This window comes from Shewanella indica (assembly GCF_002836975.1).
Lineage (GTDB): Bacteria > Pseudomonadota > Gammaproteobacteria > Enterobacterales > Shewanellaceae > Shewanella > Shewanella indica.
In genome coordinates, this window is record NZ_NIJK01000027.1 from 192,993 (window position 1) to 217,086 (window position 24,094).

Sequence of the window (24,094 nt, forward strand, 5' to 3'; positions counted from 1 at the left end):
GCTCTTATCTCTCACCTCTTATCTCAACTCTCCAGCATCCGACCCTTGCCAGTTTGCCATCAAGGGCCGGGTGCCTGCCTCAGAAGTTAAGACTGACCTTGGTGTAGATGAAACGGCCTCTGGGGTTATGCACAGACATCACATAGCCATAGAGATCCGCATCGCCATCGCCTATGGCAAACGGCGGCTCTTCATCCAACAGGTTGTTGACCCCGAGCGTCCACTTGAACATCTCGTTGAAACGGTAGGAAGCCTGCAAGTCCACCAGGAACTGGGCATCCACCATACGTGACTTGTTCTCGGTAAAGTCGAGGGCGCCGTCGAAGTTGATGTCCGGCGTATCTTCAAATTCGCCTATGTAGCTGACATTGAGGTTGGCGGCAAAGTCGCCCATGGTCCAGTTAGTGCTGGCCAGCCAGCGGTACTGGGGATACTCATATTCGCCGGTATAATCCAGGCCGTCCTTTTCAAACTTGTCCAGATAGCTCCACTCAAGACCAAACTTGAGATCGCCATAGCTGTCCAGTTCCAGACCGTAGTGAGCCGAGATATCCAGGCCCTGTGCCTCCTGGGAGCTTAAGTTAACAAAGCTTGAGTGAATCACATCAAGCACCCCGAGCGGCTCGCCACCGGCGGGGGGCAGGCGCACACAGATAGCACTGTTTTGATCATTACAGTTGGCGGCATAGATATCGCCCAGAGGCTGCTCGTCTATCTTGTTGTCCTGGGTGATGTTCCAGATATCGAAGCCGATATCGAACTTCTGGCTCGGCGCCCAGATCATACCTATGTTCCAGGTTTCCGACTCCTCGGCGTCCAGATCCGGGTTACCGGCAAATACCGTGTTGTAATCCAGTACCTCACAGTCGGCCTCTGAGATACCCTGAGCGGCGCAGGCATAGGTATCTTTAAAGAAGTTACTCTTTTCCGAAGGGCCCAGGCCTATCTGGGCCAACGATGGTGCCCGGAATCCCTGGGCCCAGGAGGCGCGCATGCTCAAGTCTTCTGTCATGCCCCAATGGAACGCCACCTTGGGATTGGTGGTGGAGCCAAAATCGCTGTAATGATCGTAGCGCCCCGCCAGTTGCAGCTCGAAGCTGTCGGTCACCGGAATGGAAAACTCCAGGTAGGCGGCATACTGATCGCGCTCGGCCGCGGCGGAAACCGCTTCAGTCCCGAAGATAAGCCCGCGCTGGAACTGCTCATCGGGCACATCGCTGACATCCTCTTCACGATATTCCATCCCGGCGGCTAGCATGATATCCCTGTCTGCCAGGGTAAAGGCATGCCCCGAAATGCTGGCATCATAGGCGGTAATATGTGACTTGCCCTGACGCACCAGACTGGTGGTAATGGCATCTATCACCTCGGGTGAGTTGATGGTGCCGCCAAAGGGGTTGTAGTTGCCGAGATTGATTTGCTCCTGCAGATAGTCCACCCGCACCCAGCCCTGGCTGCGATCCCCTGTCTGGGTCGACTCACTGCGCCCCTTTTGGGCCGAGACTTCCCAGTCCCACTCCTTGAAGCTGCCGCGCAGACCGGCCACTAATCTCAAGCTGTCGGACTCGATATCCCAGCGGCGGGGACCGGCATCCACTGTGCGGAAGCGACCTATGTCAATATCCTGACCAAAAGGATTGTTGGGATGTGAACCGGGAACCGTCAAACCGGCGGTTTCATCCAGCGGTGTGGCGGCGCCACCGGCCTTGGAGGTATTGTGCTGAGCCGCCAACTCCAAAAAGGCGGTCAGGGCGTCACTCAGGTGATACTCAAACTGACCTATGGCGCCTATGCGCTCGGCCTCGGGGATCACCAAGTTATAGGGGCCATAATCGAACAGGCAGCTGCCGCTCGATGTGGCGGAATCGGCCGGACAAGCCGGATCTATGGTCTTGACGCCATTGACATAGAAATACCCGGGAAAGCCCCGCGAGGAACGGAAATCCTCCCCGCCCCAGGGCGACTGATTGGCGGTACCAAACTGCCCCATCTCATCGGCGCTCAGGGTCGAGTTGCTGAAGTAATCCAGGATCACAGACGCGCTGCCCTTGTCACTCATGGTGCCCCACACCAGACTGGCGGTCTTTTCGTTGTAATTGGGGCCATCTGTGGCGCCATAGCCGAGATTGACTTCAATGCCTTCGATGTTTTTCCTCAGCACTATGTTGACCACCCCGGCGATGGCATCCGAGCCATAGATGGCCGAGGCGCCGTCCTTGAGTATATCTATCCGCTCAATGGCCGATACGGGAATGCTGTTGATATCGACAAAAGAATTGCTGACCCCTTCGGCAAAGGCGCTGATGGAAACCCGGCGACCATTGATCAGCACTAAGGTTGCATCCGGCCCCATGCCACGCAGGCTGATGGCGGCGGCACCGTTGGCGGTAGAGTCCTGGCTGTTGCCGCGGGTGGAGAAAGTGCCGGCCCCGGCCGCCGGCATTCTTTCCAGCAACTGCTGCAGGTTGTCGTAGCCCATGTTGGCAATATCTTCCTTGCCTATGGATTGAATGGGCGATGGGCCTTCCATATCGGTACGTTTAATCCGCGAGCCTGTGACTTCGATACGCTCCACAGACTCCTCGGCCGCGAAGGATTCTCCGGTAGGGGTCAAGGCAAGTGCGACGGCGCAGGCACTCAGGACAAGGTGAGGTCTGTTCATAATTATCCCTAATTTTTTCAGCTGTTTTTGTGGAAAACAACCACGACTACAAACTTCCGTGCTGTCATATTTTTTTAACATTTACCGATTCAACTTAACTCTTTAATATCTAAAGTCAATGCCTCTACCCGAGGTAAATTTGATTTTACTGATATAGGAAGTCGCCATGTCCACAGCCGCCGCGCCACTGCTTCAGGCTCGCTTTGCCGATAATATCGCCAACATAAGCGCCGAGCTGACCGAGCGTAAGCTAGTGGTGCGCCGCGGCCTACTGACCCGCACCGAAAATACTGTGCCCTTGGATAAAATCACCGACATGGCGCTTATTCAGCGGCCACTGATGCGCCTGTTCGGTCTGAAGAAACTCAAGCAGGAAACCGCCGGACAATCCGGCAATGACGCCCTGATAAGCCTGGTTGGCATAGTCGATGCCGACGGATTTCGCGCCGCCCTGCTGGCACTGGTGTTTCTCAACCTGGGTGCCGGTATCATGCATGACTCAGGAGCCTCCTTTGCCGACTCGGGAGCCCAGTTTACCGGGCAGTTGATCTCCCTCTACGCCAGCGTGCTCGGGGAGTGGAGCCGTATGCTTATCGCCTTGGTGGCGCTGTTGTGTATTTTCTCCACCACTGTCACTGTGCTCAATGGTTACAGCCGCCCCCTGGATGCCGGTTGGCGCCTGCTGCTTGAGCGCCGCCCCAGCGGTAAACGCCTGGCGGTGATCCTGCTGGTTATGTCGCTGCTGGCCTTGCTGCTGTTCCTGTTCTTCAAGGGTGCCTTGCTATCACTGTTGGAATTGGTGATGATCCAGGCCTTTATGACCACCTGCATTTTTGCCTGGTTGAATCTACGGCTGATGAGTTCCAAAACCCTGCCGACTGAGATCCGTTACGGCAAGGGCATGCAACTCTGGGGCTGGCTGGGACTCGGTTACCTGTTTGGCTTTGCGCTGCTGTTTATCTATTGGTATTGCTACATCAAATAAGGAAGTTGCATGAACTGCTCACCGCTGGCAAAGCCGCGCTTTTTAGGGCCAAACCTCTCATCGACAGTCAAAGGCATCACCATGGCCTGCATGCTGGGATTCACTTTAAGCCTGAGCGCGGCGCCAGGGCCCAAACAAGAGCCGGCACCAGGCAAGGGTTCGGCGCCATCTGCCTGCCACAGCCAAGAGCTGACACAACAGCTACAGCTGATAATCAAGCAAAACCCCCTGCCCTTCAGCGGCGTAATCGAGTTAAGGCAAGGTAAAAAGGCACTGCTGAGCCATGCGGCCGGAGAAAGCCAGGGCAAACCCATCACCTCTGATAGCCAATTTGTGCTGGGTTCACTATCAAAGCAAGTGTTTGCCGTCTTGGTGATGCGGGCGATAGAAAGAGGCGATTTCAAGCTCAATGACAGCGCCGCCGCCCTGCTCGGCAAAAAGGCCGAACTGGATCCGGCCATCACAGTCGCCATGTTGCTGAGCCACACATCCGGCATAGGCATCCAAGGACAAGCCTTGCTGTTCACCCCGGGCAGCGATTTTAAATACAGCAATGACAATTATTGGCTGCTGGCCGAGATCCTCAAGCGTAACGGCAGCAGCAGTACTCAATTGCTGCAACGCTTCTTTGATGCCGAGGGGCTTGAGCTCAAGGCCCGCACCGGCAGTATTGAAAGTATCCAGGAACAGTTACCCCATCTGGCGATAGGAAGAACCGAGACAGACAGCGGCTTTGAGAGCGTGGCCGAGCAGTTGACTCTCACAGATAAGCTGCTGGCCAGCGGCGCCCTTATTGGCTCCGCCTCTGCCTTTGCCGACTTTCAGCAGGCCCTGCATCAGGGGCAACTATTGAGCCGTGGCGGCTATCTGCAACTGCTGGCGCCAAGAGGCAAACGCCCCCATCGTTGGGGCGAGCTGAATTATGCCGCCGGAATACAACTGAGCCCTGAGTTGCCCCTGGAGTTCAGCCACAGTGGTTACATAGCGGGTTATATCAGCACGGCGATTTATTATCCGGACTCGGGCTTCAATCTGCTGGTGCTGGAAAACACCTCTTGGTCACTCAAAGATATAGGCCGGGTGTTCGCCCTTCACGACAAGCTGCGACAAGCGGTGCGCGAAACGGCCGCGAACTGTCCACTGGAAAAAGCGGCAAATCTGCCCGGCTTTTAGGTATAATGCCGCAATACTGCGGAGCCTCCGCGCCTAACGCACCTAAGTCAATCGCCAGACAGTGTTAAAACTAAGCCGGGAGTCAAACCGGCCCAGGGACATTCATGACCAACAACGATATTCTGCGCCGCTTGCGCTTTGTCTTTAATTTCAACGACTCCAAGGTATTGCGTCTCTACGCTAAAATGAAGCGTGAAATGAGTGAAGCTGAGCTGGCCGGCCTGCTCAAGAAAGAAGATGAAGAAGGGTTCCGTCCCTGTGACGATCGCACCCTGTGCCAATTTCTCGATGCCGTGATCATCGACAAACGCGGCCTGCGTCCCGGCAGTGGCATTCCGCAGCCGCTATCCAGCCTGAACAACAACATCATCTTCAAGAAACTCAGAATCGCCTTGGAACTGAAAGAAGAAGATATTATTGCCATTCTTGAACTGGCCAACTTCCGTATCGGCAAGGCTGAGCTGAGCGCCCTGTTCCGCAACCCGGAGCACAAGCATTACCGCTATTGTGGTGATCAGTTAATGCGTAACTTTATCAAGGGCTTGTCACTTAAATATCGCGGTAAGTAAGCCAACAAGCAACGACTGATTTCTCCTTTGGAACCAGGCATCCGCCTGGTTCTTTGTTTTGTGTCGTTACCCTCTTAGGCTTAGGCCAATCCGGTTTGCCGCGTTTTAAACAAAATTTTTGCTCAAGCCCTCGCCCGCAGGCAACAAAGATCACATTTCGTGGTAATCTATGCGGATTTAGATCACAGCCCGTCATCCACCAACAAAGAACATAAAAGGTTAGCCATGGACGATAATAAACGCCCCTTATATCTGCCTTTTGCCGGTCCGGCTATTCTCGAAGCGCCGTTGATCAACAAAGGTAGTGCATTTACCGAGGAAGAGCGTATTTTCTTCAACCTCGAAGGCTTGGTGCCCTACGTGATTGAAACGATCGAAGAGCAGGCCTCACGTGCCTACGATCAGTTCAAGAACTTCAGCAATGATCTGGACAAGCATATCTATTTGCGCAATATCCAGGACACCAACGAGACCCTCTTCTATCGTCTGGTTCAGAACCACATCACAGAGATGATGCCTATCATCTACACCCCAACCGTCGGGTTGGCCTGTGAACGCTTCTCCAAAGACTACCGCCGTAACCGCGGCCTGTTTATCTCCTATCCGAACAAAGATCGCATCGACGACATCCTCAACAACTCCACCCGTCACAAGGTGAAGGTGATAGTGGTTACCGATGGTGAGCGTATTTTGGGGCTCGGCGATCAAGGGATCGGCGGTATGGGGATCCCGATTGGAAAGTTGTCGCTCTACACCAGTTGCGGCGGCATCAGCCCGGCTTACACTCTGCCCATCACCTTGGATGTGGGAACAGATAATCCGCATCTGCTGGAAGATCCCATGTATATGGGTTGGCGCCACCAGCGCATAGGCGGTGAAGAATATCTGGAATTTATTGAAGCCTTTATGCAGGCGGTTCATCGCCGCTGGCCCGAGGCCTTGATCCAGTTCGAAGACTTCGCCCAGAAAAACGCCATGCCGCTGCTGGAGCGTTACAAGGATAAATACTGCTGTTTCAATGATGACATTCAGGGAACCGCCGCTATCACAGTTGGCTCACTGCTCGCCGCCTGTAAGGCCGCCGGCACTCAGTTGAGCCAGCAAAGAGTTGCCTTCCTCGGCGCCGGCAGCGCAGGTTGCGGCATCGCCGAAGCGATTATTGCGCAGATGGTTTCCGAAGGGATCAGTGATGAGCAGGCCAGACGCCAGGTGTTTATGGTCGATCGCTGGGGACTGTTGCAGGACAATATGCCCAACCTGTTGCCATTCCAGCAAAAGCTGGCGCAAAAGCGCGAAGAGCTGCAGCAATGGAGCAACTTCGGTGACAACATCTCATTGCTGGATGTGGTCAACAACGGCAAGCCGACAGTGCTTATCGGGGTTTCCGGCGCCCCTGGGCTGTTCAGCGAGGAGATCATCCGCGCCATGCACAGCCACTGCCCAAGACCGATAGTGTTCCCGCTGTCCAACCCCACCAGCCGGGTTGAAGCCACGCCCAAGGATATTCTGCACTGGACCAATGGCCAGGCGCTGGTTGCCACCGGCAGCCCCTTTGAGCCTGTGGTCATAGACAACCAGACCTATGAAATCGCCCAGTGCAACAACAGCTATATCTTCCCGGGCATAGGCCTTGGGGTATTGGCCAGTGGTGCCAAGCGGGTCTCTGATGAGATGCTGATGGCCTCCAGCCGCGCCCTGGCAGAATGCTCGCCGCTGGCACTCAACGGTAGTGGTTCCCTGCTGCCTAAGCTGGAAGAGATCCAGAAAGTCAGCAAGCACATCGCCTTTGCCGTCGGCAAGGTCGCCATCGAGCAAGGCCACGCATTGCCGACTTCCGATGAGATGTTGCAACAGGCTATCGAGAGTAATTTCTGGCAGCCTGAGTATCGTCGCTACAAGCGCACTTCATTCTAAGAGCGTCCGCCCATAAAAAACCGGCATTAAAAATAATGCCGGTTTTTTTATTTAGCCATCGGCTATCACATCTCGAATACTGTTGAGCAAGCGCCTATCGGTACGGGCCTTTTTCAACTTGCGTACACTCTCTTTGAGCGCCGACTGTGAAATACGATCATATATGCCGCTATATTCCTGCTCGGCAATAGCCTCGTCGGTATCCGCCAACTGGGCGATATCCTGGGCCATCAAACTCAGTTGCAACCAGGCCGAAGCGATAAAAAAGCCGTGAAAATCGGCTCTGGGCAACAACTTGGCGGCACTTGGCGGCAGCTTGTCCCAAGCCTGTTTGAACTCAGACTCCTTATCATCCAGCAGTTGTTCAAACAGACTGTCATAGGCTTCTTTCAGCGCCGTCGGCAACTTATCCATAGGTAATACCTGAGAACAGATATTGATAGCGGCGCTTCGCGCCTGCTGCCGGTATTGAGCATCAACTTGAGTCATTGTGTATTCCGTCTAAAAGCGATTGGCGGCGAGTATAGCACCGGCATGAAACAGCAATCCATCTCCAATTGGCACCATGAAAATACCAAAAAGTCGGCGAAATAACGGAGCCAAGCGGGCTCAAAACCAGGTAACAGGCATTGGATGAAACCCTACTTGGTGCGCAAATTTAACGATTTATTACTGGTCAGCCAATGCCCTGGTGCGTATGCTTAGTAACATAATATAAACATATCTCTATCGGTAAGCGTGAAGTCATACTTTTTGAAATCAGCCTTCGCTCTGCTACTTTTGTCCGGCATGGTTCCGCTCGCTCAGGCATTGGATAACCCCGAGGCAGATAAGTTATTCAAACTGCTTGAAAATGGGCAGGTCAATAATGTTGCCAAGGTGGAGCAAACTCTGGAGCGGATAGCCCAATTGTTGGCAGATAAAGATCTTGATCGCCAAGTAAGACTCAGGCGCGCCCGCTGTTGGAGCTATGACATCAATAATAATGCCAAGGTTGATGCTGCAATAGATTACGCCAATACCCAAGAACAGATGGCTGAAAATCAAGCTTATCCGGAAGCCCTGACCGACTTTCGCCTGTGCCATGGTTGGTACTCTCAACTCAAAGGTAATATGGAGCAGGCCAAAGCCGACTATGACCAAGCCTTACAACAAGCCTACCAACTCGAAGACCGCCGGTTAATCGCGGATGCCCGCAGTATGCGTGGTGCCATGTATTCTTTTCAGGGCAATTTTGCTCTGGCATTGGAAGATCTTCTGACCGCTCAACAGCTCTATGAACAACTCAAACTGGATTATTGGAGCCGCTACAACTTGGTTGATCTCGCTACCAGCTTTCGTCGTTTCGGCGATCCGCAGAGTGCACTCAACTATTACCGCCAATTGGAACAGGCTTATCGCCAAGGAGGCCATGAAGAACAAGCCTATATTGTCAATGGCGAGATGGCCATAGCTCTCGAGGAATTGGGAGATTTCGAAGCGGCTGTAACCAAATTCCAGCAGTCTTACAACTATCTCAAACGACAAGGAATGACTGTCGAAGCCGCAGGAGTTTCGGTCAATATGGCAGGTTCGCTGTTGAAACTCGACAGAATAGAGGATGCCAAACAGGCATTGGAGCGCGCCAAACCATTTGTGACCGAGCAACAGGGTGGCTTTTACAGCTTTATGCAACTCTACAGTGCCGATGTGCTGCTGCGCCAAGGTCAGGCGGAACAAGCTATGGTCCCCTTGGCCAAGGCAGAACAGAGTTTTCGGGATATCAGTAATGACAGGGGATTGGCCGAACTCTATCTGCTCAAAAGTGAAGTATTGGCCGCACAGGGACTTTGGCAAGAATCAACAAACGTGCTCAAATCATATATCTCCCTGCATTCTGAACTGGATAGTAAGCTTCAGTCATACCGCACCACAGAGATGCGTACCCGCTTCAATGCCGACCGCATGGCAAAAGAAAACCAACGTCTGCTGGAAAGCGAGCGTCTCAAAGAACAGGAGGTGCAGATACTGCAGCAAAACCGCCTGTTGCAGCTGGCGGTGCTGATCCTTGCCAGCATCATTATTTTCATTATGGCGATTCTGGCCTATAAACAAACCGGAAGGTCACGTCAATTTCAGAAGATAGCCCATACGGATCATCTCACTCAGTTGGCCAACCGACGCTATACCTATCAAAGGGGAGAAGCGTTATTCAATCAGGCCAAACATTCAGGCGTACCTATGTCTGTTATTCTGTTTGATGCCGATAACTTCAAGGATATCAACGACCAGTTTGGTCATGATGGCGGTGATAAGGTACTGCAACACCTGGCGAGCGTGAGCCAAACGCTTATTCGTGAGCAAGATCTACTGGGGCGGATCGGTGGTGAAGAGTTTCTGCTGCTGTTGCCGGAAACCAGTCGAGAAGAATGCCTGAAGATTGCTGAGCGTTTACGTCAAACCTTGGCAGAGTCAAGTCCAGAGGCGCTTGCAGGCGAGTCCAGAGTCACCATCAGTGCCGGGGTGGCGACTCTCAATACCGAGTTACAATTTTCAGAGCTGCTGAAACTGGCAGATAACGCTCTATACCGCGCCAAAAATAAAGGGCGTAATAGGGTAGAAAGCGCCTGAACCTCCCCCACCAATCAGTAATTCAGTGGCTATGCCATAACACTTCAGCCTCAGGCAGTGACGCCTTTGCTCCAAACCATTCAAAATACAGAGCATCAAATTCGCCACTTCGCTGCAATGCCAGCAGCGCCTTGTGCCAGGCTTCGACTCGCGCAGGATCTGTGCCACTGGAGAACGCCAGATATAACCGCAAGTGTGCCAATTCCAGCACAGGTCTCACAGCAGTCAACGGTTGATCCAATTGCCGCAAGACGCCCTGAACCGCGATCTCTGCCTGACACCAATAACGCACCCGCTTATGCAGCAACTGCCTGGCCGAATACTGAGGAAACCCCGAGATTAGCAACCGCTCATCCGCAATATCCCTCAACAACCTTTGCGCCGGAGAGTGACGATAAATCGCTATATTACCGGCCGCAGCCGCCTGTGATAGATCTGCCGGAGTGAAATCATCATCCATGCGAGCATAAAGCTGGATACGGGTTTCGGCAATCGGGCCAACAAAATCAAATTGCTGCCGTCGCTGTTTATCAATAGAAGTGGCAAATAACAGGATATTGGCATGATGAGTTGCCATATTTATGGCGCGGGCCCAAGGCAAGATCTCTATGACTGGCTCATCATCGGTGGCGGTGACTTTGTGGTTCAACGCCTTTACCAAGGCAACGGCATAACCATCAGTTTGTCCTTGGTATTCATAACTCATGGGTGGCCAGGCTTCGGTCAAAAGCCTCAGAGGCACAAGTCTGGACTCGGGAGGCTCATTCCCGGCCTGGACGAAACCAGCAAAAATGCAGCCACACACAATCAAGCAGGCCCAAAACAGAGGCTTAATTGTCGGCATATATTCATTCCCCCTCGGTTTCAGCATAGCACCGACAAAAGCCAAAATCGCCGTTTGCGGCAACTGTGAGCGATTCTGCTTTACTGATATAATCAGGTCTTTTCCCCGGTCAGCCTCTGTTCATGTCAGCTCCTCAACCACCACAATTTGATCCCTGTATGCTTGGAAAGCTCGCCCGCGACATAAAAGCCTGGGGCAAAGAGCTGGGTTTTGCTCAAGTGGGGATCACAGATACAGATCTTCGCCGCGAAGAGCCCAGGTTACAGGCCTGGCTCGATAAGGGCTATCACGGTGAAATGGGCTATATGGCCAGCCACGGCATGATGCGGGCCCGCCCGGCTGAACTGCATCCCGGCACTTTGAGAGTCATCTCAGTACGGATGGACTATCTGCCGCCAGAAGCCGGGTTTGCCCTCAATCTCAAAGATCCTAACCTTGGCTATATCTCCCGTTATGCCGGTGGCCGCGACTATCACAAGCTGATGCGTAATCGCTTGAAAAAGTTGGGCGAGCGCATAGATGAAGCGCTCAAAACCCTGCAACTTGAAGGCAGTGGCTTTCGGCCCTTCGTCGACTCGGCTCCCATTCTGGAACGGCCGCTGGCAGCAAAGGCCGGGATCGGCTGGACAGGTAAACACTCACTGATCCTCAACCATGAGGCCGGCAGTTGGTTTTTCCTCGGCGAACTGCTGGTGAACCTGCCGCTACCCTTGGATGTCGCCATAGCCGAAGGCTGCAACACCTGCGTTGCCTGCATCACAAGTTGCCCAACCGGCGCCATAGTCGAGCCTTATGTGGTCGATGGGCGCCGCTGTATCTCCTACCTCACCATAGAGCTGGCCGGCAGCATTCCGCTGGAGTTTCGACCACTGCTCGGCAATCGCATCTACGGTTGCGATGACTGTCAGCTGGTATGCCCCATCAACCGCGCCGCCCCCTTGACCGCAGAGACAGACTTTCATCTAAGGCCACAACTTAAGCAACCCAAACTGCTGGAGCTGTTCGCCTGGAGCGAGACCGAGTTTTTGAAAAACACCGAAGGCAGCGCCATTCGCCGCATAGGTCATGAACGCTGGCTACGTAATATTGCAGTGGCGCTGGGCAATGCCCCCGGCAGTGAAACCATAGTTGTCGCCCTGCAGGCGCGACTGACAGATGCCTCGGAGCTTGTCGCCGAGCACATAACGTGGGCACTGGCGCAGCAGGCAGAAAAACTCAGCGGCAAGGACACAGTGCCCATTCCCGCCCGCAAGACAGGACGCCTGATCCGGATAGTGGAAAAAGGCCTGCCAAGAGATGCCTAAATTCAAGTCTAATCCAGGGTAAAACCCACCTTGATGGTGACCTGCCAATGAGCGATGACACCGGCTTCCAGGTGGCCGCGGGTATCTATCACTTCAAACCAGCGCAGATTGTGCAGCGACTGACTGGCCGCCGCGATGGCATTCTTGACCGCTTCATCTGAGCTGATGGGGGATGAACCTGTCAGTTCTATTATCTTGTATACATGACTCATGGGGCTTCTCCTGATAGTTATCTGAGTCCGGTTGCTGACCTGAGTATAGACAGAAATGGTCAATGGCATATTTCCCTCAGTTTCTGTATATTTCTCAATTGAATAACCATCAGAAAAAATCAAGGGATTGCCATGCAATTAAAACATTCAGGTCCAGGGATAGCCTCATTTGTCACCAGCATATTGAGTGGAATCGCCCTGTTTATTACTTTTATTGTTGCCGGAACCCTGGAAACAACAACACCGGGCGGCATGGATGAAAACTCCATGGAAGCGGTTCTTGTAGGGTTAATGATCATCTTTATGATGCTGGTCTGTCTGGTGTCTTTGGGGTTGGGTATTGGTGGCCTGGTACAAAAAGAGCGGCAGAAAATCTTCGCCATTCTGGGCACAATCTTTTCAAGCTTGATCATCCTGGGCACTGTGGGCCTGATGATACTGGGAATAAGCATGAGTTGAATCTTTACCGTGTTGAAGTCAATCAACATCAGGGGCGCATTGCGCCCCTGACTATTATTAACCACAGAATTTTATCACCCGAGTCGACGTCGCAACTCCCTGGTGGCATCAACCATGTTCTTTAAAGCCGGCTCAACTTCCTCCCAATTACGGGTCTTCAAGCCGCAATCCGGGTTAACCCAGAGCTGGCGCAGAGGAATTTTCTGCGCCGCCTTTTCAATCAGGCTCACCATGGCCTCCACTGTTGGAATGTTGGGGGAGTGAATATCGTAAACCCCGGGGCCGATTTCATTGGGATAGTCAAAGTCTTCAAAGGCATTCAACAACTCCATCCGTGAGCGCGATGTTTCTATGGTGATCACATCGGCATCCATGGCGGCAATTGCGGCAATAGTGTCGTTGAATTCGCTGTAGCACATATGGGTGTGAATTTGGGTCTCGTCCCTGACACCGGCGGCGCTGAGCTTGAAGGCGGCCACAGCCCAATCGAGATAATGGGCCCAATCGCTGCGTTTGAGCGGCAAGCCTTCCCTAAAAGCCGGCTCATCAATCTGAATAATGCCTATGCCCGCCTGCTCCAATGCCACCACTTCATCGCGTATCGCCAGAGCCAACTGAGTCGCTATCTGTTCGCGGCTGATATCCTCGCGGGCAAAGGACCAATGCAATAGGGTCACAGGCCCGGTCAGCATGCCTTTCACCGGTCTATCGGTTAGACTCTGGGCATACTCGGCCCACTCGACTGTCATCGCCTTGGGACGGGTCACATCGGCATAGATCAGCGGCGGCTTAACGCAACGAGAACCATAACTCTGCACCCAGCCATGTTTGGTAAAACCTACGCCGTCGAGCTGTTCACCAAAGTATTCCACCATGTCGTTGCGCTCGGCTTCACCGTGTACCAGCACATCTATTCCCAGCTTGAGCTGACGTTCTATGGTATCCCGGGTCACCTGTTGCAGTTGCTCTGTGTATACCGTATCGTCCAACTCCCCCTTGCGCCAGCGGCTACGCAGGTTACGAATGGCCGCCGTCTGCGGGAATGAACCTATGGTAGTCGTCGGCAACAAAGGCAACTTGAACCTGGCTTGCTGAGCTTGTCTGCGCACCTCAAACTCATGGCTTCGGTCATAATCGGCCGCGATCAGGGCATCAATTCTGGCACTGAGCGGTTGATTGCGCCCCTGCGCTCTGGCCAAACGCCGCTCCCGGCAACGGGCGACCACGGCTTTGGCACTTTCAGTCTCAGGCGCCTCCAAAAGCCCCTTGAGCTCCTGCAACTCGGTGAGTTTTTGCCGGGCAAAGGCCAATAGGCTCTTGAGCTCGGGCGCCAGCGCGGTTTCCACCTCAAGATCCACCGGGGTATGCAACAGGGAGCAGGAAGTAGCGAGCCAGAGCCTGTCTCCCAGATCCCGCGCCAGTGGCGCCAACTGCTCGGCCACAAGATCCAGATCGGCGGCCCAGACATTACGGCCGTTAATCACCCCAACCGACAACACCTGCTCGGGTGCCAATGCATCAGCAAAGAGCTGCAACTGTTCGGGCGCGGTGACCAGATCCAGGTGAATACCCGCCACCGGCAGTGCCGACAACAGACTTTGATGGTGGGCGACAGTGCCGTAATAGGTTGCCAGAAACAGCTTGAGCGGCGCCGACTTGAGCACGCCGTAGGCCTGATTAAAGGCCTGCTGCCAGTTGTCATCCAGCTCAAGTGCCAGCGCAGGTTCATCCAATTGCACCCATTCAACGCCTTGGGCGGCAAATCGGGCCAGAATGGTTTGATAACATTCCAGCAGCGCCGGCAGCAGTGTCAAACGGTCGAACTCTGAACCCACTGTTTTGGACAGATACAGGAAAGTGACCGGCCCCAAGAGTACCGGCTTGGCGGTGTGACCCAACGCCTGAGCCTCGGTCACCTCTTCAAACAACTGTTCCCAGGCGATATCGAAGCGTTGATCTTCGCTGAGCTCAGGCACCAGATAATGGTAGTTGGTGTTGAAGTACTTGGTCATTTCAGACGCCGGCGCATGCTTGCCACTGGGCGCTCGGCCACGGGCAATCCGGAACAGGGTATCGAGATTGACAGCGCCGCCATCACTGTGACGCTCTGGGATAACCCCCAGAGTCGCACTCAGGGTCAGTACCTGATCATAGTAAGCAAAATCGCCAACCGGTAACAGCTCCACCCCGGCATCAGCCTGCCACTGCCAATGGGTGCGCCTAAGCTCATTGGCAACGCTTTCTAATTCGGCCACGCTGGACTCACCACGCCAATACTTCTCCAAAGCAAACTTGAGTTCACGTCGACGCCCGATACGGGGAAAGCCAAGACTGTTTAATCGCATAATGTATACCATCCTTTATAAACTGTGCAGCAAGTGACTGGCGACGCCGTAACACAACAAATCAAATCAGGCGTCTGGACGTCTAGAAGTTTATTGTGCTAGTCTCAGCACAGGCAACCGAATTGAATTCAAGGGCAACATGAGCGGCATTCATGTGGAGAGGAAATGATAGAACTGAGACACCTTCGTACTCTGATAGCACTGAAAGAAAGTGGCAGTCTGGCCGGCGCGGCGAAGAAACGTTTTGTCACTCAGTCGGCACTGTCGCACCAGATTAAAGAGTTGGAGACCCGGATTAACTCCCAGGTATTTGTCCGCAAAAGCAAACCTCTAACCTTCACGCTTGAGGGCAGTCGCCTGCTGAGCCTGGCAGAAGAGATACTGCCTCGGGTACAGGAAACCGAATTTGTGCTCAAACGCGGTCTATCTGGAAGCAGCGGCCCATTAAAGGTAGGTATTGAATGCCACAGTTGTTTTCGCTGGCTGATGCCTGTAATGGAAGCCTTTCATCAGTCTTATCCTGATGCCAACCTGGATCTCTCAAGCCGCCACCTGTTCGACTCACTCAATGCGCTGGAAACCGGTGAGCTGGATATAGTGCTAACCTCAGATCCTGTGCCCGGCCATGCCCTTGCCTACCAGCATCTATTTGATTTTGAAGTGAGACTGGTGATGGCCAAAGATCATCCTTTAGCCAGCAACAGCTATATTTTGCCGCAACAACTGGCAGGGGAAGCTATCATCAGTTATCCGGTGCCGCTGGAAAGGCTGGATATTTTCCGTCACTTCCTCGAGCCGGCCGGGGTGGTGCCCGGCCCACAAAAACGCTGCGATCTTACCAATGTATTGCTGCAACGCATCGCCTGTAAGGAAGGAGTAGCCGCTTTACCCAGTTGGTCACTGACCGAGGCCCAGGGCTTAAGCCTGACCTCTGTAAAACTGGGGCAGGAAGGCCTGAAACGGCCACTGTTCGGAGCCTACCGCCGCGACAGCAGCAATAGAGTGCAATTGCAAAGGCTGCTGGAATTAATAGCCAAAGAGGGATTACAGCGCCAGGACAGGCACTGACTGAGCGGCAGCCACAGTCACTGATAGTCGGCGACAGTCACAAAAAGATTTAGAGTGGATTTAGCAGCAAGCCGCGCTGCGACAATACCCTTCTCAGTACCAGTCCGGGTGAATGGGGATCCCGGGTCTGTCTCAAGTTATGGGCGACCATAAACTCATTTTGCAGCTCATCATCCAACCCCAGAGATTCAAAGGCTTCCACCGTCAGTGTTTGCTGCTGAGTATCTATTAATGTCTTGATAATGCCCAGCGGAAAGCACTGCTCGGCTTCGGCGTTGAGATAGGCAAACGCTGTCAGGGCTATTATCTGACCGAATACGCTGAATAGTGCCAGAGTCTGCACTTCGTCCGCGTCTATCTGTACCCCTTGCATCTGATGCAAACTGTCCACAGATTCGATCGCCACTGACTCGGTCAAACGCCAATAGCCTTGTACCAGCTTGCGATATGGCTGCGGCAATTCATCGAGCCGCTCCTTAAGATAGAAACTAAAGGCATAACGGTAGATATTGACCTGTCCAAGGCGCACCAAGGCATCCTTGAGGCTGCGGTTTGGCTGAACGGAAGGTGAGAGCGCGTTATTACTGCGCCACAGCAGATGGGCTGCCAGCGCAGGATCGGTCGCGACAATATCAATCACATTGCGGATATCGCCATCAGCAATAATGGCCTTCTTAAGCGGGATCAGGATGCCGCGGCGACCTATCACCTGCTCTTCGTTGGCTATGATGGCACGCACTTGAGTAAAAACCTGCTGCTCAAGATCTGTCATGTGATTCTTTAAACCTGCTGTTATTTATTATGAAGGCACTATTGCCATTTATTATGGCAGAGAATTTACCCACAAAATGCCCACCAGGGTCAAGTTCAATCGATAATTAGCCCAGTTTTTGCCAAATAGAATCAAAAAGTAGCATCAAAAAGCGCCCGCCTCCTGCAGCTTGGAGAAGATGACTTGCGCCAAACGCGCATAGCCCTGTTGATTGAGATGCACAGTATCAGACTTGAGCTCGTTTGAACGCAAAAGCTCAGACAGAGTCTCCTCCAACAAGATGGCGCCGTGCTTGTCGGCCAGTTCGGCATACAAAGGCAGGGGCGACAGCAATAGATTCTTTTGCGGCACAGCCAGCAGCACTACCGGAATTTGCCGGGCCTTGGCCTCAAATAACATGGCCTCAATGTTTTGCGCCAATTGCGCCTGGTTGCGGCCGCGGAGAATATCATTACCGCCTTCGAGCAAAATAAGCAGATCCGGCTTGGTTTCATCCAGCAGCGCCGGCAAACGCTCAAGCCCGGCAGCCGATTGCTCACCGGAAATCCCGGCGTTGATCACCTCACAGCGGCACAACTCAGCCAGATGACTGGGATAATCCTGCCCGGTCTTGGCTCCCACGCCTTGGGTCAGGCTGTCACCAAAGGCCAGCAGTTTGCCATTGCTGCCGATATAAGCCAACTTGGGCTCGGAACAAGCCAGCAAAAACAGCGACAACAGAGCTATGACCACGCCCCTCAAACCATATCTGAAATCAAGGTTCATATTTCGGCTCTTGCCTCCTTATCAGTGGGAGCTTTCCTGCTGAAAAAAGCCCAAGCCCTCAACTAAAACAGATCGAGATACGGGCAGCAAAAAGCCGGGGGAACCCGGCTTTCTATGAAAAGCGCCACAAGGACTTATCCGCACCTTCCTGAATCAGAAGCGATAGCTGACGCTGAACCTCAGCGCGCGGCCGCTGCCCGAGTAATAACCATCGCCCCAGGTACTGAAATAACCCGAGCTGGCGTATTGCTTGTCAAACAGGTTATCGACCCTCAGGCTGGCAAGCCAGGCATCACGGCTGTAGTTGAGGGCGATATTCCCCAGCCAGTAGCTGTCCAGTTTATCGTGCTGGTTGCCATTGTCACCTTCCATATATCTGTCGCCCAGATACTGGCCCTCGACAAACAGCTGCCAATGCTGGCCAAAGTCCACACTGGTGTAGACACGCCCGGAATGCTCGGCCACCCAGGAGAGAGATTTGCCTTTGTTGGCGCCTTCAGTAAATTCGGCATCGATATAGTTGTACTCAAGTCCCAACTGCAGCATCTCATTGAGCTGCCAGTCCCAGTCGAGGCTGGCGCCATAACGGCGGGAGGCATCGGCATTGACGTTGGCGCCGGGGAAAGCGCCGCCGATAGGCATATCGGCACTGGGGTCAAAGACAATTTCATCTTCCAGCGACAGTCGGTACAGGTTCAGACGCAGGCTCTGGTTGCTCAAGGTCCAATCCCAGCCGGCTTCAATGGAACGGCCGGTCTGCGGCTTGAGGCCGACGACTGTTGGCGGCGTATAAGCCTGCTCATCGACCTTGGCGAAACGGAAGCTCTCATCACCGCGAAGATAAAATCTGTGGCCTTCCAAGGGCCGATAGTTGAGTCCCAACTCAAGCGCATGAGCATCTTCATCCAGATCTATGCCATTGGGGTAAACCTTACCATCCTTAAGTTCATCCTTGACCTTGGCATAGCGTCCGCCCACCACATAGCTCAGGCTGTTGGTCAGCGGCACATTGGCCTGTAGATAGGTGCTGGTCATGGTTTGGGTATTGCTGCGCTGCATATAACTGAGATCGAACTCGGTTTCACCCCGTTGAATATCGGCGCCTATGACTATGCTCAGTTCACCATTGCGGGTTTGATAACGCCCCAGCGCCTTGGGATTGAATTCCAACAGCGAGCGCTCGTTCCGACCTGGGCTACCATAGCTGACGCTGGACACTAGAGTGTCACTGTAGTTAAGGTCCGCAACCAGAGCCCAGTTGGCATGCACCTGGCGCTGAATATGACCACGCCAGGCGGAAGTCATCTCATGGTTGTAATCACCCGGCGTCGATGTCGCCTGGCGAGAGTCGGCTTCAAACTGAGCTTGGGTCAGTGATCCTGGAGTCTGGCGCTTGTTATCGTAGTAACTGCCTTCGACAAAGAAGTTGGTCGACTCTGAATCATATTGCAGACGCCCCAGTACCGAACCGGTTTCGTTGGCATTATTTTTACGGTAGTTGTCGCTCTCGTTGTAAGCAGCTGTCAAATAGTAACGCCAGTTGTCATTGATGGCGCCGGACAGATCGCCACGGCCTTCGTAGGTATCGAAGCTGCCACCTGAGAGGGTCAAGTTGCCACCGCTGGCACTGGGCGCCTTGGTGATAATATTGATCACCCCACCGACAGCCTGATCACCATAGAGCACCCCGGCGCTGCCGGAAAGGATCTCTACCCTTTCAATCTGATTGACTGCAATGGCACTCAGGCTCGGGGCGGCAATATCGATATTATTGAGTCGGCGCCCATCTATCAGTATCAGGGTGTTATTCACCGCTTGGCTGGCAGAAAAGCCGCGCATCGCCAGCACAGGCCCTGAGTTATTGTCAGATATTTGAATGCCACTGCGGCCACGCAGCAACTCGCTCAGATTGCTGGCACCACTTTGCTGAATATCAGCGGCATCTATGACCACCACATTGGCAGCAATATTAAGCGGCGTATCATCCTGACGGCCAATGACTACCAGCTGTTCATCCACGGCCTGGGACGTCACGCTCGCCATGACGGGAACTGAGGTAAATGCACCGCAAAGCAGCGCGAGGTGATTTAGTTTGAAACCCATTTTCCTTTGACTCCTGAAAGGGAAACGGGGCAAGAGTGCCACGGCAGGGAGAACCCCTTGGCTGCCGCATTTCGAGATCTGCCCACCGAAATCATCGAAATACCTCCAGGGCCGGTCTCCGGACTTTGGCTATGCGGTTGACCGCGCGAGACCCGACTTTTATGACGCCACTTGGGCGCGCCTGTCTCTCACCATTTACCGTTGCGGGGGCAGTGCCGGATTCTCACCGGATTCCCGATTATCCCCGGTCTTCAATTCCGGGGCACCACGAAAGGTTGACTAAAATACTGTGCTGTCATTCTCGGCTCTGGCCGAGAGCGGGCATTATAGACGTCTATATGGATAAATGTCTAATTTTGACGCCGACTGACCGCTGCAGATTTACCCTAAAAAACAAAAAGGGAGCCGATGCTCCCTTTCCATTATCTTAGCTGTTAACCCAGCTCTTTGGGGTTACTGCCAAAGCGGTTGTCACCTACTTCGCTGTCCTGGCAGTAGAAAACCAGCAGCACGATCCAACCTATAACAGGGATTAGTCCCAACAGCTGCCACCAACCACTGCGGTCAGTGTCATGCAGACGACGTGCCGCAATAGCAATAGAGGGCAATAGCAGACCCAAAGAATAAATCAGCCCCAGCACTGTGGTACCCAGTGCATAGTCGATAGCACTGACAACCATACTGAAAATGATATAGAACAGAACAAACATCCAGTATTCTGTCCGACGAGCTCGACCGGTAAAGTCGGCGTATTTTTTGATGGCTCCGATGAAATGTTCCATGTTTTCTCCCAATAACAGATCCAAGATCCGAAAACGCCGCACCAATTATTGAATGGCTTAAGGCGACCAAAGTTTCATCAGAGTTTCTGACTCCCTGAAACAGCGAACAATTTTAACATACCTGAATGAACTGCAAAGTGACAGAAAAGAGATTTACCTTCCATTGGCCACAGAATCAGAGATATCTCACCCCATCAGTCGTCATTGTTTTACAGATATCACCAATAGATAGCGTATCGACGCTTTTTCATCTTATCTGCTCAGCGTAAAACCACGGCTGGCGGCCAGAGCCTGGATATCGGCTTCAATTTGATCCAGCTGTGCCTGGCGCTTTCGACCAATTGCTCCTGAGTTAGACTTGGATGCCAGGCTACCAAGAATATAGCGCCAATGCAGCGCTTGTTTTTTACGCTGTTTACGGCTCAAAGGATTCAGTGGCGGCTGTGCTACGAGTGCCTTGAGCAAGGCGCTCGCAGCGCTGGGCCAAACACCGGGCAGCGATTCCAGGTTATTAAAAAGCCATTCCAGGCAAACCAATCGGCTCACTTCGGTGTGGATAAATCCTTTGTCCCCCAAAGGCATTTGCCGCCCCAATAACAAGGCGTTGAATTGCTTTTGAATTTCAGCACTCCAGGGTTTGCGTTGCAGCTCGGCCAGGTGCTGGGAGAAGACCATCTTCGCCAGCTCATGCTCAGCAAACAGGCTGCGAATGCCATCGAGCAGTGCCAGGGTAAACTCAGGGTAGCGGCGACCGAGCGCCAATTGCAATGAAAGCCCAAGACCAGAAACACCCTCGCCTTTACTTGGCTGCTCCCACTTGAGACAAACGGGAACAAACCAAGCAAGAAAACGCACCTGCCATTCAGGTCTGGCGGCGATATAGCCAAGGGCCTGCCGCCCCAAATAGCTACTGGCCGGGCTGGCCCGGTTGGCTTCAAGTAATGCCAGTAACTCGGCGGGGTTATCGGCCTCCAGTAACTGCTCAACTATTGGCGACAACCGCTCCCGAGCCCGAAGAAAGCGCAAACTCTGGACGGTTTTACCCACAAACTTTCCGCCAATGGCCAACGGCAATAGCGCGATTAGAATCCCCCACAGCTCGAGCCAGGTATTTTGTTGTTCTCGATAGTACTGGATATCGGTGCGCGCTATGCCAGGTTCCTCCGGCAAATACCAAAGGCTCACAAACTCACCGACACTTTTTGAGTCACAAAGCAGGCCAGGGGGATCCCAGATCTGATGCTCACTGCCGTTCGGCAACTGATAATGCAGCAAGCAATCCCATTCATAACGGCCGATGCCCCAGCGCCCCGGTGGAACGTATTGTTGAGCACGCCGGACAATATAACCTTGGGTTTCAGCGCCTCTCTCGAGCAGGATATTCACTTCCTGCCAGGATTGGACACTCTCTTTGACAAAATAGAGTCCAAGAGCCGAGAACAGCCCACCGATCAGCGCAAACAAGCCGATAAAGGCCAGGTCTTTCCAGATTGCCCGTATCTTTCCCACCGGGTCCCCTTTGAATCAATCCTTTAAAGGCGCGGATTGTAGCAGATTTCAACAATCTGTTGAGGAACACTTCACAGTTTGCCATTGGGTTCTGCGCACGCCACAGAGTCATGCTATGCTCGGGCAAATTGCGAAAGGAGTAACAGCATGAAACGCCCTATCATTCTCGACTGCGATCCTGGCCATGATGATGCCATCGCCTTGATCCTGGCCCTGGCCAACCCTGAGCTGGATCTGCTGGCCGTGACCACCAGCGCAGGTAACCAAACCCAGGAAAAAACACTCAACAATGCCATGCGAGTACTTACTCTACTGGGCAGAACCGATATACCTGTAGCCAGCGGTGCCCCCAAGCCTTTGGCAAGGGAGCTGATCATTGCCGACAATGTTCACGGTGAATCCGGGCTCGATGGCCCTGAACTGCCGGATCCCGCCTTTGAACCTCAGCCAGTGATGGCTTGGGAACTGATGGCCGAAAAAATCCGCCAAAGCAGCCAGCCGGTGACTCTGGTGCCCACGGGCCCCTTGACCAATATCGCGATTTTCCTGAGTGCCTATCCCGAACTCAAATCCCGTATCGAACAGATAGTGCTGATGGGCGGCGCCGCCGGTATCGGCAACTGGACCCCTGCCGCCGAATTCAACATTTTTGTTGACCCGGAAGCGGCCGACATGGTGTTCAAGTCAGGGATCCCTATCGTCATGGCCGGTCTGGACGTGACCCATGAGGCGCAGATCATGGAACAGGATGTGGCCCGTTTCCGCGCGATTCCCAACAAGGTTGCCAAGTGTGTTGCCGATCTGCTGGAATTCTTTGTTATCTACCACAAGGATCCCAAGTGGGGCTTTGATGGCGCACCACTGCATGACCCCTGCACCATAGCCTGGCTGCTCAAGCCTGAGTTGTTCATCGGCCTGGACTGCCATGTGGCCATCGAAACCCAGAGCGAGCTGACTGTAGGGATGACTGTAGTCGACCGTTACCACCTGACCGGTAAACCCGCCAACGCCAAGGTGCTGATGCATCTGGATCGTGAAGGCTTTGTGGATCTGCTGGTTAATAGCCTCTACGCCTATCAGGATTAAAATATGAGCAGACTAGTGATAATCGGCAGTGCCAACGCCGATCATGTGATGGAATTCAGTCACCTGCCCGAGCCAGGGCAAACACTGATGAGCCGCAGCTACCGGTTGGAACATGGCGGCAAGGGCGCCAATCAAGCGGTCGCCACCGCCAGACTGGCACAGCCTGGCACCCGAGTGGACTTTATCTGCCATCTTGGGGACGACGCCATTGCCGATACCATGATTAAGAGTTGGTTGGACGATGGCATTCACCCACAGGGGTTGAAGAAAATGCCGGCAATGGCGACCGGCAGTGCGATGATTTTCATCGGTGATAGCGGTGAAAACTGTATCGGAGTGGCCGCAGGTGCCAACGCCAGCCTGGAGCCTGAAGATGTCCATTGTCATCAAGACCTGTTCAAAGGCGCCAGCCATCTGTTGGCACAGCTGGAAACGCCGTTGGAATCAGTCAAAGCTGCGCTGCAACTGGCCAAGCAACAGGGCACAGTGACTATCCTAAACCCGGCACCCGCCGGCCCCTTGGCTGACGATATGCTGGCCTTGGTGGATATCATCACTCCCAACGAGACCGAGGCAGAAGCCCTTAGCGGTATCAAGGTAGAAGATGAAGCCGGCGCCGCCAGAGCCGCTGCAGCGCTGCAAGCCAAAGGGGTGGGCACAGTGGTGATCACCCTCGGCAGTCGCGGCGCCTATGTGCGTCATCCCGAGTTTGAGGGCCTGGTGCCTAGTTATCCGGTCAAGGTGATTGATACTGTGGCCGCAGGAGACACTTTCAATGGTGCCCTGATGGTGGCCTTAAGTGAAGGACTGACCATAGAGCAAGCTGTGGATTTTGCCAATAAGGCCGCCTCCATAGCCGTGACCCGCCATGGTGCCCAGCGCGGTATACCCTACCGCCGCGAGCTATAATCAAGCCATTAACACCACAAAAA

At 53.6% G+C, this 24,094-nt stretch carries 19 protein-coding genes, 2 pseudogenes and 1 riboswitch; of the genes and pseudogenes, 11 read left to right on the plus strand and 10 right to left on the minus strand.

Annotated elements, in window-relative coordinates; translation table 11 throughout:
* Positions 1-79: 79 nt before the first annotated feature.
* Positions 80-2,662: a TonB-dependent receptor gene (locus CX650_RS07930; RefSeq protein ID WP_101095511.1), complete on the minus strand. Its 2,583-nt coding sequence runs from the start codon at positions 2,660-2,662 to the stop codon at positions 80-82.
* Positions 2,663-2,876: 214 nt separating this feature from the next.
* Between CX650_RS07930 and CX650_RS20140 the strand changes: the two are divergent.
* From CX650_RS20140 to CX650_RS07950, 5 genes and pseudogenes are all read left to right on the plus strand, one after another.
* Positions 2,877-3,119 (plus strand): annotated as a pseudogene (locus tag CX650_RS20140) (PH domain-containing protein); the annotation flags it as partial.
* Positions 3,111-3,647, plus strand: a pseudogene (locus CX650_RS20615) (divalent metal cation transporter); the annotation flags it as partial. The pseudogenes CX650_RS20140 and CX650_RS20615, both read left to right, overlap by 9 nt.
* 9 nt (positions 3,648-3,656) lie before the next feature.
* A complete protein-coding gene (locus CX650_RS07940) occupies positions 3,657-4,820 on the plus strand; it encodes a serine hydrolase domain-containing protein (RefSeq protein ID WP_101095513.1) in 1,164 nt (387 codons plus the stop codon).
* Between the two features lie 104 nt (positions 4,821-4,924).
* The gene (locus tag CX650_RS07945; protein ID WP_039035562.1) at positions 4,925-5,389 is read left to right on the plus strand and encodes a YehS family protein; all 465 of its coding nucleotides are present in this window, start codon (positions 4,925-4,927) and stop codon (positions 5,387-5,389) included.
* A 225-nt stretch (positions 5,390-5,614) separates the two neighbouring features.
* Positions 5,615-7,303, plus strand: coding sequence for an NAD-dependent malic enzyme (locus tag CX650_RS07950; protein ID WP_039035563.1), 1,689 nt, complete (start codon positions 5,615-5,617; stop codon positions 7,301-7,303).
* A gap of 51 nt (positions 7,304-7,354) precedes the next feature.
* Here CX650_RS07950 and CX650_RS07955 read toward each other — a convergent pair whose 3' ends face one another.
* On the minus strand, positions 7,355-7,792 hold the full coding sequence (locus tag CX650_RS07955) for a DUF3069 domain-containing protein (protein WP_101095514.1): 438 nt from the start codon (positions 7,790-7,792) through the stop codon (positions 7,355-7,357).
* A gap of 264 nt (positions 7,793-8,056) precedes the next feature.
* Here CX650_RS07955 and CX650_RS07960 point away from each other — a divergent pair, with 264 nt between their 5' ends.
* The gene (locus CX650_RS07960; RefSeq protein ID WP_152608456.1) at positions 8,057-9,913 is read left to right on the plus strand and encodes a tetratricopeptide repeat-containing diguanylate cyclase; all 1,857 of its coding nucleotides are present in this window, start codon (positions 8,057-8,059) and stop codon (positions 9,911-9,913) included.
* 22 nt (positions 9,914-9,935) lie between these two features.
* Here the strand turns inward: CX650_RS07960 and CX650_RS07965 are convergent, their stop codons facing one another.
* On the minus strand, positions 9,936-10,757 hold the full coding sequence (locus tag CX650_RS07965) for a substrate-binding periplasmic protein (protein ID WP_083399901.1): 822 nt from the start codon (positions 10,755-10,757) through the stop codon (positions 9,936-9,938).
* 158 nt (positions 10,758-10,915) lie between these two features.
* Here CX650_RS07965 and queG point away from each other — a divergent pair, with 158 nt between their 5' ends.
* Positions 10,916-12,061 (plus strand): tRNA epoxyqueuosine(34) reductase QueG, encoded by a 1,146-nt coding sequence (gene queG / locus CX650_RS07970; RefSeq protein ID WP_226684136.1) that lies wholly within the window; start codon positions 10,916-10,918, stop codon positions 12,059-12,061.
* Between the two features lie 8 nt (positions 12,062-12,069).
* Here queG and CX650_RS07975 read toward each other — a convergent pair whose 3' ends face one another.
* Complete coding sequence (locus tag CX650_RS07975; RefSeq protein ID WP_025009040.1) at positions 12,070-12,273, minus strand: dodecin; 204 nt, start codon at positions 12,271-12,273, stop codon at positions 12,070-12,072.
* A gap of 132 nt (positions 12,274-12,405) precedes the next feature.
* Here CX650_RS07975 and CX650_RS07980 point away from each other — a divergent pair, with 132 nt between their 5' ends.
* Positions 12,406-12,732, plus strand: a complete 327-nt coding sequence (locus CX650_RS07980; RefSeq protein ID WP_096140927.1) for a hypothetical protein — start codon at positions 12,406-12,408, stop codon at positions 12,730-12,732.
* Between the two features lie 74 nt (positions 12,733-12,806).
* Here CX650_RS07980 and metE read toward each other — a convergent pair whose 3' ends face one another.
* On the minus strand, positions 12,807-15,077 hold the full coding sequence (gene metE / locus CX650_RS07985) for a 5-methyltetrahydropteroyltriglutamate--homocysteine S-methyltransferase (protein WP_101095517.1): 2,271 nt from the start codon (positions 15,075-15,077) through the stop codon (positions 12,807-12,809).
* A 165-nt stretch (positions 15,078-15,242) separates the two neighbouring features.
* Between metE and CX650_RS07990 the strand changes: the two genes are divergently transcribed.
* Positions 15,243-16,145, plus strand: coding sequence for a LysR family transcriptional regulator (locus tag CX650_RS07990; protein ID WP_101056875.1), 903 nt, complete (start codon positions 15,243-15,245; stop codon positions 16,143-16,145).
* A gap of 49 nt (positions 16,146-16,194) precedes the next feature.
* On the opposite strand, the gene CX650_RS07995 is transcribed toward CX650_RS07990, so the two are convergent.
* From CX650_RS07995 to CX650_RS08015, 5 genes are all read right to left on the minus strand, one after another.
* Entirely contained in the window at positions 16,195-16,917 is a 723-nt protein-coding gene (locus tag CX650_RS07995) for an HDOD domain-containing protein (protein WP_101056874.1), read from the minus strand.
* Between the two features lie 144 nt (positions 16,918-17,061).
* Entirely contained in the window at positions 17,062-17,682 is a 621-nt protein-coding gene (locus tag CX650_RS08000) for a GDSL-type esterase/lipase family protein (RefSeq protein ID WP_101095518.1), read from the minus strand.
* Positions 17,683-17,835: 153 nt separating this feature from the next.
* The gene (locus CX650_RS08005) at positions 17,836-19,785 is read right to left on the minus strand and encodes a TonB-dependent receptor (protein WP_101095519.1); all 1,950 of its coding nucleotides are present in this window, start codon (positions 19,783-19,785) and stop codon (positions 17,836-17,838) included.
* A gap of 92 nt (positions 19,786-19,877) precedes the next feature.
* Positions 19,878-20,070: riboswitch (cobalamin riboswitch) on the minus strand.
* Between the two features lie 149 nt (positions 20,071-20,219).
* Entirely contained in the window at positions 20,220-20,567 is a 348-nt protein-coding gene (locus CX650_RS08010) for a DUF805 domain-containing protein (RefSeq protein ID WP_039035572.1), read from the minus strand.
* A 252-nt stretch (positions 20,568-20,819) separates the two neighbouring features.
* On the minus strand, positions 20,820-22,076 hold the full coding sequence (locus CX650_RS08015) for a DUF3592 domain-containing protein (RefSeq protein WP_101095520.1): 1,257 nt from the start codon (positions 22,074-22,076) through the stop codon (positions 20,820-20,822).
* A 147-nt stretch (positions 22,077-22,223) separates the two neighbouring features.
* Between CX650_RS08015 and rihA the strand changes: the two genes are divergently transcribed.
* Both rihA and rbsK read left to right on the plus strand, forming a co-directional pair.
* Positions 22,224-23,162 carry a pyrimidine-specific ribonucleoside hydrolase RihA gene (rihA, locus tag CX650_RS08020; RefSeq protein WP_071237068.1) on the plus strand — a complete coding sequence of 313 codons (939 nt, stop codon included), beginning with the start codon at positions 22,224-22,226 and terminating at the stop codon, positions 23,160-23,162.
* Positions 23,163-23,165: 3 nt separating this feature from the next.
* Positions 23,166-24,071 (plus strand): ribokinase, encoded by a 906-nt coding sequence (rbsK, locus tag CX650_RS08025; RefSeq protein ID WP_101056869.1) that lies wholly within the window; start codon positions 23,166-23,168, stop codon positions 24,069-24,071.
* Positions 24,072-24,094 lie beyond the last annotated feature (23 nt).

Excerpts from the sequence above, each read along its gene's own strand:
- CX650_RS08010 (WP_039035572.1), bottom strand. The coding sequence starts at position 20,567 with ATGGAACATTTCATCGGAGCCATCAAAAAATACGCCGACTTTACCGGT.
- CX650_RS07940 (WP_101095513.1), top strand. The coding sequence starts at position 3,657 with ATGAACTGCTCACCGCTGGCAAAGCCGCGCTTTTTAGGGCCAAACCTC.
- rbsK (WP_101056869.1), top strand. The coding sequence starts at position 23,166 with ATGAGCAGACTAGTGATAATCGGCAGTGCCAACGCCGATCATGTGATG.
- CX650_RS07950 (WP_039035563.1), top strand. The coding sequence starts at position 5,615 with ATGGACGATAATAAACGCCCCTTATATCTGCCTTTTGCCGGTCCGGCT.
- CX650_RS08000 (WP_101095518.1), bottom strand. The coding sequence starts at position 17,682 with ATGAACCTTGATTTCAGATATGGTTTGAGGGGCGTGGTCATAGCTCTG.
- CX650_RS07965 (WP_083399901.1), bottom strand. The coding sequence starts at position 10,757 with ATGCCGACAATTAAGCCTCTGTTTTGGGCCTGCTTGATTGTGTGTGGC.
- CX650_RS08005 (WP_101095519.1), bottom strand. The coding sequence starts at position 19,785 with ATGGGTTTCAAACTAAATCACCTCGCGCTGCTTTGCGGTGCATTTACC.
- CX650_RS07980 (WP_096140927.1), top strand. The coding sequence starts at position 12,406 with ATGCAATTAAAACATTCAGGTCCAGGGATAGCCTCATTTGTCACCAGC.
- metE (WP_101095517.1), bottom strand. The coding sequence starts at position 15,077 with ATGCGATTAAACAGTCTTGGCTTTCCCCGTATCGGGCGTCGACGTGAA.
- CX650_RS07930 (WP_101095511.1), bottom strand. The coding sequence starts at position 2,662 with ATGAACAGACCTCACCTTGTCCTGAGTGCCTGCGCCGTCGCACTTGCC.
- CX650_RS07945 (WP_039035562.1), top strand. The coding sequence starts at position 4,925 with ATGACCAACAACGATATTCTGCGCCGCTTGCGCTTTGTCTTTAATTTC.
- CX650_RS07990 (WP_101056875.1), top strand. The coding sequence starts at position 15,243 with ATGATAGAACTGAGACACCTTCGTACTCTGATAGCACTGAAAGAAAGT.
- rihA (WP_071237068.1), top strand. The coding sequence starts at position 22,224 with ATGAAACGCCCTATCATTCTCGACTGCGATCCTGGCCATGATGATGCC.
- queG (WP_226684136.1), top strand. The coding sequence starts at position 10,916 with ATGCTTGGAAAGCTCGCCCGCGACATAAAAGCCTGGGGCAAAGAGCTG.
- CX650_RS07995 (WP_101056874.1), bottom strand. The coding sequence starts at position 16,917 with ATGACAGATCTTGAGCAGCAGGTTTTTACTCAAGTGCGTGCCATCATA.
- CX650_RS07975 (WP_025009040.1), bottom strand. The coding sequence starts at position 12,273 with ATGAGTCATGTATACAAGATAATAGAACTGACAGGTTCATCCCCCATC.
- CX650_RS07955 (WP_101095514.1), bottom strand. The coding sequence starts at position 7,792 with ATGACTCAAGTTGATGCTCAATACCGGCAGCAGGCGCGAAGCGCCGCT.